This window comes from Haemophilus sp. HMSC61B11 (assembly GCF_001838615.1).
Classification (GTDB): Bacteria; Pseudomonadota; Gammaproteobacteria; order Enterobacterales; family Pasteurellaceae; genus Haemophilus_D; species Haemophilus_D parainfluenzae_AD.
In genome coordinates this window covers 62050-69497 of the sequence record NZ_KV837955.1, presented here as the reverse complement: position 1 = coordinate 69497, position 7448 = coordinate 62050, and the positions used below count along the sequence as shown (strand labels likewise).

The following is a 7448-nucleotide window of genomic DNA, read 5'->3' as shown; positions in this document are numbered from 1 at the left end:
TGTCCAGCGATTGTCCAGCGATTGTCCAGCAAGATTATGAAAAATTTAATTTCCTAATTGAAGGGGATAATCTCCATTCTTTAAAACTTCTTGAAAAAACCCACCGAAACAAAATTGATGTTATCTACATCGACCCTCCCTACAACACCGGCAATAAAGATTTTATCTATGATGACCATTACATAGATAAAAACGATGGCTACGCTCATTCTAAATGGCTTTCTTTTATGAGTAAGCGATTGGAGATTGCTCGAAATTTATTAAGTAAAACCGGCGTTATTTTTATTTCAATTGATGAAAATGAATTTGCTCAATTAAAGTTATTATGTGATTCAATTTTTGGCGAAAATAACTTTGTTGGGACAATGATATGGAGAAAGAAATCAGGAGGTGGACAAACGGATGAGTTTTTCGTAACTGAACATGAATATATATTTGGATATAGAAAATCATCTCAATTCATTTGGAATGATAAACATGAGAAAATTGACCAGAATGAATATAAATATACATATTCTGATGGTTCACTATATAAAATTATTAAATTAGAAAAATGGGGAAGCTCATCACATAAAGAAGACAGACCAACCATGTATTTCCCAATTAAAGATCCTGATGGAAATGATCTGTATCCTATTGCACCAGACAAAAAAGATGGTAGATGGAGAGTTGGAAAAGAAAGATTATATAACTTAGTTAAAAACAAACATATCCATTGGATAAAAGATAAAAAAGAGAATCGATGGGTTCCATATGAAATGAGCTTTTATAATGAAAATCAAATAAAAATATTAAAAAGTAGAAGTATTTTATATGACTTAGCTGAGACTGGCACTGCTACAAAACTCCTTACAAAAATATTCAATGAAAAAGATATTTTTTCTAACCCCAAGCCTATTGAGTTAATAAAATACTTACTTGAACATACAAAAAGCGAAACAGTCCTAGACTTCTTCGCCGGCTCCGGCACCACAGGACATGCTGTTGCTCAACTAAATAAAGAAGATGGTGGAAACAGGCAGTATATTCTCTGTACTAATAATGAAAATAATATTTGTGGAGAAGTCACTTATCAGCGCTTGAAAAACATCCAAACAGATTTACCGCATAATCTGAAATATTTTAAAACTGACTTTATTAAAAAGTTTGATGAAAACAACCGCACTTTAAAAGCACAACTGATGGATTACATCAAGGAGCTTATTGAGTTGGAATATATGTGTGAAATTGATGGTGAGCATAATATTCTCGTTAAAAATGAATCAGAATTAGATGCTGTAGTGAATGAGAGCTTACCAATAAAAGCGAGACTTTTTATTGCGCCTTATGTACTACTTTCTCGTATACAAAATGCGCTAGTCGCTAAAAAGCAAGCAACACTAATTGAAATTCCTGAATATTATTTTAGACATGAACTTATTGAGGCGGGTGAACTATGATCAACCTTCAATTAAAAGATTTCCAACAACAAACGGTTGATTTTCTATTAGAAAAAACCACAGAACAACATAAACAACAGCAACAAATTATTGTGAAGAGTCCTACTGGAAGCGGTAAGACTATTATTCTAATTAGTTACATTGAAAACTATTTACTCAACTATCCTAATACTATTTTTTGCTGGTTTACTGTAGGTAAAGGCGATTTAGAAGAACAGTCAAAGGAAAAAATGGAGCGATTTTCTCCTACGCTCCCAACCGGTAATATTACTGATGTACTCAATCAAGGTTTTGAGTGTGGTACAACTTATTTTATCAACTGGGAAACCATTACGAAAAAAGGCAATTTAGCCTTAAAAGATAGTGAGCGTAAAAATATCAAGCAACATATTGCTGATGCACATCGTAATAACAAACAATTCATTGTGATTATTGATGAAGAACATCTTAATAATACCGCAAAAGCCAATGATATTATTGATGCCATCAATGCCCATTATGAAATTCGTGTTTCTGCCACACCGGCACAAAATAAAAAGGCTGTCTTCTATGAAATTGATGAAGTGGATGTGATTAATGAAGGATTAATTACACGCGCCATGTATATCAATAAAGATCTCAATGCAGAGACCGTGGAAAATATTCAAACAGAGACAACTCTTTTATTAAAAAAAGCCAATGAAATCAGAAAAGAAATTGCCACAGCATATTTGCAGGAAAACGAAGATATTCGTCCTTTAGTGCTGATTCAATTCCCAAATCTTAATGATGAATTAATCGAATTTGTGGAGAAACAATTGGCGGATATGGGATATACCTATGAAAACAAACTAGTCGCTAAATGGATGAGCGAGGAAAATACGCAAGATAAACAACGCAAATCCAAAAAGCTAGGTAAAATTAATGTGGGTGAAGTTCATTCCAAGGACAGTGTTACCCACAATAACGCAGAACCCGTATTCCTGTTATTTAAGCAAGCCCTTGCCACTGGTTGGGATTGTCCTCGCGCCAAAGTGTTGGTGAAACTGCGTGAAAATATGTCCGAAACCTTTGAAATTCAAACTCTTGGGCGCTTGCGCCGAATGCCAAATGCAAAACATTATGGAAGAGATATTCTTGACTGTTCTTATCTTTATACCTTTGATGAAGACTACAAAAATGAAGTCACTGGTAATCATCTAGGTGCAGAATATAAACGCGTTGTACTCAAAGAGGCAGCTAGAACCATTGAGCTAAAAAAAGAACTCCGTGATAAAGATTCGGACTTTGGTAATGAAAGCGCGGTCAGAAAACAGCTTTTTTCTTTCATTAAAGAAAAATACAAACTTACAGATAATTACGAAGAAAATAAGCTACGCTTTCAAAATAAAGGTTTAAAATTACATGCCTACCTTGAAGCGCATTATTTAGAGGGTCGATTTGAAACTCTTAAGAAAATTCAAGAAGAAGCAGCACACTATCAAGGAAAAAGCATGCAATATAAGGTAGATACTCATGAGCATGGTTTATATCTCCGCCATCATATTGATAGTTTGAAAAAATATACAGGGCTCAGCTATGAGAAAACCCGTCAGCTACTCGAAATCTATTTTTTAAAAGATGCAGGAGAGGCAAAATTCAAACTACTCAATCTTCCTCTAAAAAATTTCTATGCTTTTATTATTAATAATGTAGATGAATTTAAAACGCTATTTATGGAATTTGCATCCTCCTCTACCAAAGTGCAGCATTCTTTAGATTTTGGTGACTATAATCAAATTCGACTCGAAAAATTTTTTATTCCGATTGAGGAAATGTATCCCATTGACAGCCTAGCAAAAGAGAAAAAACTATTAGACCGCAATGTTTATCATGATTACAACTTTGCCATGATTGCCGGCACGTTGCGTTCCACCAGTGAACGCCTTTTTGAACGTAGCTGCGAGCAAAATTCCAATGTGAAATATGTGTATAAAAACGGTGATTCCGGACAAAATTATCTTTCTATTGTTTACACCACCCAATTTGGTAAACAACGCTTATTTTTCCCTGACTACATCGTACAAACTCAAGATGGCACGACGTGGTTGCTGGAAACCAAAGGTGGCGAGCAAGCCAACGGACAAGATAAAAATATCGACAAACATGCCAAAGTGAAATTTAATGCCCTACAAGATTTTTGCCAAAAACACGGCTACAAATTTGGTTTTATACGCGATAAAGACGGCGAACTTTATTTAAATAATACGGAATATGTTGATGATATGTCAGATGAACGCTGGCAGCCATTAGAACGCTACATATAGAAGAAAAGCCTACATTATGTAGGCTTTTCTTTTTTATTAAGCTTGTGATTTTTTAAGGTCAAATTTGTAAGAAACAAAACCATACAATGTCCAACCGATAAAGGTCACAATTGAACCATATAACATCGCTTGTTCACCTGCTGCATAAAGTGCATAGATACTATAGAGAGAACCAATAAAGGCAACAAAAACGGTTGTTTTATATTTTTGTGGCGCAACATTTTCCGCTTTCAATAACACTGCAAGAGCAGCCATTGAGAGCAAGTATGGAATGACGTTTGTGACCACCGCTAAGTCCACTAACACATTGAATTGTTTATTTAATGATGGGCTAATTGTCATTAATGAGAGTAATGTTTGTAACGCAGTGATAGTTACCATACCAACGATTGGTGCATCTTTACTGGTAACTTTTTTGAAGAATGCCGGGAAATAGCCTTCTTCCGCTGAAGATTTAAATACTTGAGCAATAGTGAACTGCCAGCCTAATAATGAACCGAAGCAAGACATAACCATTAAGCCCATGATGACTTTACCGATTGTTTCATTAAACATATGAGCAAAGGCTAAACCAAATGGTGCTGTTGAGCTAGCGAGTTCAAGGTTAGGTACAATACCTGCGATCACGTTAGTTGAAACGATATAAATTACCGCTGCGCCTAAAGTACCACCAAGTACTGCGATTGGTACGTTTTTCTCAGGGTTTTCAACAGCATCTGCATTCGCACAAGCTGATTCTAATCCTAAGAACGCCCATAATGTCATTGAAATAGAGACGCCGATCGCTTCAAAGGTAGGCACATTGTGTGGGTTCCAAGAATTCACATACATTGAACTATCAAACCATTTCCAACCGATGATTGAAATACCGACCACAGGAATAATTACCCCCCAAATGGTGAATGAACTGATGTTACCGGTAATTCTTGCACCACCAAAGTTAAGAATGGTCGCAAGCCACAGTGTAAAGATTGTCCATAATGCAATAGAAAGTGGAGAAAGGGTTGCACCAAGGAACTCGGAACCATAACCCACAGCAGAAATCGCGATTGCTGTATTCGCAATAACTAACGACACACCGTAAGTGTAGTTTGCCATGAAGTTACCGGCTTTGCCGAAAGAGTATTCCGCATAACCGCCCATACCACCAGATTTTTTACTGAACATACCACATTGGGCAAATGCGTAAGCTAAAGCTGTTGAACCTACAGCTGTTACAAGCCAAGAAACGATGGAAATAGTCCCAATTTCGGCTAATTTGGTCGGTAACATAATGATACCGGAACCCATCATATTAACCATGGTAAGAATGGTGAGTTGTACCACACCAATTTTATTACTTTTAGCACTCATAATTTATACTCCTACAAGTGCGGTCAAAAAATCAAATGTTTTTAACCGCACTTTTTTGTTTGTGCTGAGAGGGTGATGAGGAAAACCTTCATAACCTCACTTTATTAATAGTCAGTTAAAACATAGCCATATGCACGAGTACGTCCATCAGGATCTTTTTGTAAGTAAACCCCTTGGATTTCAGGTGCGAAGCCAGGTAATGTGTTGATGCCCTCTTCTAACGCAAGGAAGTATTTTTGTGCAGTTGGACTCCATCTTTCTCCTGGCACCACACATAACACACCCGGAGGATAAGGTAACGCACCTTCCGCGGCCACACGACCAACAATGTCTGTTAATGAAACAAGTTCAACTTTGTTACGAACGAATTCAATATTCGCATCGTGTGGATTTAACGCATATTCCGGTAATGTTGCTTTGCGGAATAGGTCTTTTTGAAGTTGTTTTACATTACGGCTTACATAAAGGTCATGCATTTCTTGGCATAATTGACGGATGGTGTAGCCTTTGTAACGGTCTTCATTGTTTTTATACACAGTTGGCAATACATCTTTTAATAAAGAGTCTTGTTTAATGTGTTTTTCAAACAAGGCGATTTGAGCAACCAAAGTTTGCATTTTGGTGAGGGTTTCTGCCGGAGTGAGCAAGAATAAAATTGAGTTCAAGTCACATTTTTCCGGAATAATACCGTTTTCACGTAAGTAGTTAGCAAGAATAGTTGCTGGTACACCAAATTTTTCATATTCACCGGTTTCTAAGCTAATACCTGGCGTGGTAAGCAAGAATTTACATGGGTCAACGAAGTATTGTTCATCAGCATAGCCTTCAAATTTATGCCATGTATCTGTTGGGTGGAATTTGAAGAATTCGAGATTAGTTGCAATTTCTTCTGTGTCATAATCTTGCCATTTTTTACCTTTAATTGTGGTTGGAATAAATGGACGAATTAATTCACAGTGATTTAATACTAATTTACGTGCTTCGATACCCACTTTCACACATTCATGCCATAAACGACGACCCGCTTCACTACCTTGAATTTTCGCATTCACATCTAATGCCGCAAATAATGGATAGAATGGACTGGTTGATGCATGTAACATAAAGGCATTATTGAAACGTTTGTGGTTTACATAACGATCTTGACCTTTAATGTGTTTATCTTTTTTGTGAATTTGTGAAGTTTGTGAGAAACCTGCTTGTTGTTTATGAACAGATTGAGTCACTAAAATACCAGGGTCATTTTCATTTAATTCAAGCAATAATGGCGAGCAGTCTTTCATCATTGGAATGAATTGTTCATAACCTACCCATGCAGAGTCGAATAAGATGTAGTCACAAAGATGACCAATTTTATCTACCACTTGACGTGCGTTATAAATTGTACCGTCATAAGTACCTAATTGGATAACCGCTAAACGGAATGGACGTTTTTGATTTAATTTTTCAGGTGCGACTTCTTTAATTAATGATTTCAAATAATCTTCTTCGAAGCAGTGACTATCAATACCACCAATGAAACCAAATGGATTACGTGCTGTTTCTAAGTAAATTGGGGTTGCACCTGCTTGAATTAATGCACCATGGTGATTTGATTTATGGTTATTACGGTCAAATAACACTAAATCGCCCGGAGCAAGTACAGCATTTAACGCAACTTTGTTTGAAGAAGAAGTACCATTTAATACGAAGTAAGTTTTATCCGCATTGAATACTTGAGCTGCGTATTTTTGTGCATCACAAGCTGCCCCTTCGTGAATTAACAAGTCACCTAATTTCACGTCAGCATTACAAATATCTGAACGGAAAATATTTTCACCGTAGAAGTCATAAAGGAAACGACCTGCTGGATGTTTACGATAGTATTGACCACCTTGATGTCCTGGACAGTCAAAAGCAATATTACCCATTTCCACATATTCACTTAACATTTTGAAGAATGGCGGTAACATTTTTTCTTCATAAAGTTTTGCTGCAGTTTCGATTTGACGACTATAAAGCTTAATATCATAACCATTTAAATCTTGAATATGATAAATAGCATCATAGAATTTCGGATCAACTTGTTCTTCTTCAGTTTGAACAACAAATACTGGAATACCAAAGTTCGTTGCCTGAATACGTTCAAGGTAGTCACCGACATCTCCTGAAGTCAACACAATAGCGGAAACATCAGTAAAGTCTGTTTTGGTAATTTCAACTAATTCTCTATGTGTAGAGAAATATTGTTCAACTTGTGGACTATATGCAATTTTTAAGTTTGGCATAATAAACTCCTTTTATTTATTTTTTGACGTAAAGCTACCCTGCGTTATTAATTTTAATAACACAATAGATTTATTTAGAATAAAAAACCTTCTCTAGTTTTTAT

The 7448-nt window shown here is 36.0% G+C and carries 4 protein-coding genes; 2 read left to right on the top strand and 2 right to left on the bottom strand.

The annotated features are described in order from the left end of the window. Both HMPREF3263_RS01220 and HMPREF3263_RS01215 read left to right on the top strand, forming a co-directional pair. Nucleotides 1-1439, top strand: a 1439-nt coding sequence (locus tag HMPREF3263_RS01220; protein ID WP_070852836.1) for a site-specific DNA-methyltransferase, incomplete at its 5' end; no start/stop codon positions are given. Next, nucleotides 1436-3724, top strand: a complete 2289-nt coding sequence (locus HMPREF3263_RS01215) for a DEAD/DEAH box helicase (RefSeq protein WP_005699201.1) — start codon at nt 1436-1438, stop codon at nt 3722-3724. The genes HMPREF3263_RS01220 and HMPREF3263_RS01215, both read left to right, overlap by 4 nt. Nucleotides 3725-3760: 36 nt before the next feature. Here HMPREF3263_RS01215 and potE read toward each other — a convergent pair whose 3' ends face one another. Together potE and speF are read right to left on the bottom strand one after the other, a co-directional pair. Further along, the gene (potE, locus tag HMPREF3263_RS01210; RefSeq protein ID WP_005699205.1) at nt 3761-5077 is read right to left on the bottom strand and encodes a putrescine-ornithine antiporter; all 1317 of its coding nucleotides are present in this window, start codon (nt 5075-5077) and stop codon (nt 3761-3763) included. A 104-nt stretch (nt 5078-5181) separates the two neighbouring features. Then, entirely contained in the window at nt 5182-7344 is a 2163-nt protein-coding gene (gene speF, locus HMPREF3263_RS01205; RefSeq protein WP_005699190.1) for an ornithine decarboxylase SpeF, read from the bottom strand. Nucleotides 7345-7448 lie beyond the last annotated feature (104 nt).

What these genes read in the sequence shown, in the direction of transcription:
- HMPREF3263_RS01215 (WP_005699201.1), top strand. Translation starts at nt 1,436, where the DNA reads ATGATCAACCTTCAATTAAAAGATTTCCAACAACAAACGGTTGATTTT.
- potE (WP_005699205.1), bottom strand. Translation starts at nt 5,077, where the DNA reads ATGAGTGCTAAAAGTAATAAAATTGGTGTGGTACAACTCACCATTCTT.
- speF (WP_005699190.1), bottom strand. Translation starts at nt 7,344, where the DNA reads ATGCCAAACTTAAAAATTGCATATAGTCCACAAGTTGAACAATATTTC.